We start from the raw sequence: 2,096 nt of genomic DNA, 5'->3' as shown, positions 1-2,096 counted from the left end.
GGAAGATAGCGCCCAGATTCAAGAGCCCAAAGCCTACGAATGATAGGGGGGATTTCCTCGCCGTCATCCCATCGGTAGACTTGATCCAAATCGACACAAGCAATTTCAGCAGCTCGATGTTCACTTAATGCTAAGTGTTGAAATCTAAAGATAAAGTTAGGGTGGATTCTGTTGCTTTTGGAAATTGGAGCAAAGAATTTAACGGCGTTCTCCCAATCAACACTACGCATGAATACATTCCTCCAAAGCTTGGATGGCTTTTTCGGAAATGGATTGGTACACAGCATAGCTTTGAAAGTTGTACCAAGATTCAAACGTGGCTAGAAATAGAACGCGTTCGACTGGATTTAAATCAGTTGAAACGATTAATTGCGATAGACGGTTGTAAAACACGTCCTTTTCAATAGGATGTGAGTTAGTCATGATTAGCCCCTTGTAAGCTAGTTATGATTAGCCATGCGTTCAGACGGCAATCTGAATGCATGGCGTTTATGAATTTAAATTGTTTGCTGTCTGGACTTCCAATAATCAGCAGCGCAAGCCCACTTAGTCCCATCTTGAGCAATGTAACCGTCGATAGGCACAATCTTTGATTGAGTAGTTAACCCCAAACGCTCGAGATTAAGATGATATGTATTGGATTGACTCCTTGCTTTATCACCTGGCTCATATGTAATCCAACCAGAATCAACAAGTTTTTTGATAGTGGTCGCTATGGTTTTGTTAGAAAGCCCAGTTTCTTCCATCAAAGCTTTATAGCTAGGGAAGCAAACGCCCTCACCGTCCACAAATCTATACAAACCGAGCAGCAATAAACGCTGCGTAGATGGCAAGCTTTCTTTTTTCATTGCTTCGAATAAAGGATGCATTAGATCGTACTGGCTCCTTTGGCTCTTCTTTGCCATAATATCCCTCAGATGAATAAAGAAACCGCCTAGGGCTGCAACCCTGTAATGGCGGTTTTTTTGTACCTGTTGAATATAACCCCATATGTAATTTTACACAACCTCTAGGTGCATTTTATACACAAACCTACTGTAAGAGGTTCACATGCCCTACTGTGAGAGGTTCACAAGCCTACTGTGAGAAATTCCTCTACCCTACTGTGAGAGGTTCACACCAACAAACCATAGAACAAACCATAGAACAAATAGCGCTATCGCTTTTTCTTTTTCTTTTTTCGATTAGACCTAGCCTTGGCTCTTTTTGATGAGTCAGGGACAGGACCAAATCTATCCCTCTTTTCGTCGTCAGAATGCACAGGAGGGGAAATAAGAAGATCTACAGAGCAAGATTCTAATACCTCACTTTTTTGCACAGGAGGCGTTACAGGAGCTTCTAGGGGTAGTTCTAAATGCTGTAACCACAGAAGGGCAAATTCAGTCCTTTTATCGACTGGATATTTACCCGTTTCAAATCTACTTATCGAATCATTGGAGAGATCCAGCTTATCGCCTAATTCGGACTGACTAAGCTTTAAAACAGACTTTCGAATGCGCTTAAACTCGGACGGATGCATAAGTTACCTTATTTCGACATTTTGTCGAATTGTACAACAAAGCTCCATGAATAGGTTTAATTTACCCCCGTAATACAGTAAGGGGGTTATCACAAATTCGACATTTTGCGGAAAAACAAGGTACTTTCACCCCGTATTACTATACGGGGATGACGCTGCACCTCCTATTTCCTCCTCCTCAGTCATCGTCGTCGTCAGTCGTCGTTTGCAGCTAACAACCAAGGGATATGTAAGAAGACGTATTTATACATATTTGTGAAGCTGACGCGCGGATTTGAATTAGGTAACAAAAATCAAGAATATCTCCGCTTGTCGGCTCAATTGAGAAACAAAAAAGGGAGCACAAGGCTCCCAAATTTTTATTTCCCAACAGAGCTAATTATAAGACCTGATCTAACAGAAAAAGAGCGTGGCGAAGTTGCCCCTCAGAGTAGGTAGCTCCATCTGGTGTGACAATATGACCAGACTTAAATGCCCACTTAGAAAACCCCGTAACATCAGGAAGATAGCGCCCAGATTCAAGAGCCCAAAGCCTACGAATGATAGGGGGGATTTCCTCGCCGTCATCCCATCGGTA

2 protein-coding genes and 2 pseudogenes are annotated in these 2,096 nt (G+C 42.3%); all 4 read right to left on the bottom strand.

The features are described from left to right. Nucleotides 1–230 (bottom strand): annotated as a pseudogene (locus R7Q38_RS22795) (hypothetical protein); the annotation flags it as partial. Then, nucleotides 223–423: a hypothetical protein gene (locus tag R7Q38_RS22790; RefSeq protein WP_046821154.1), complete on the bottom strand. Its 201-nt coding sequence runs from the start codon at nucleotides 421–423 to the stop codon at nucleotides 223–225. The pseudogene R7Q38_RS22795 and the gene R7Q38_RS22790, both read right to left, overlap by 8 nt. Nucleotides 424–497: 74 nt before the next feature. Then, complete coding sequence (locus tag R7Q38_RS22785; protein ID WP_206975737.1) at nucleotides 498–905, bottom strand: helix-turn-helix domain-containing protein; 408 nt, start codon at nucleotides 903–905, stop codon at nucleotides 498–500. Between the two features lie 993 nt (nucleotides 906–1,898). Then, a pseudogene (locus tag R7Q38_RS22780) lies at nucleotides 1,899–2,096 on the bottom strand (hypothetical protein); the annotation flags it as partial.

It is taken from the genome of Vibrio sp. Vb0598 (assembly GCF_033338935.1).
Lineage (GTDB): Bacteria > Pseudomonadota > Gammaproteobacteria > Enterobacterales > Vibrionaceae > Vibrio > Vibrio alginolyticus.
The sequence above is the reverse complement of the archived record's forward strand: the minus strand, read 5'-3'. Positions and strand labels throughout refer to the sequence as shown.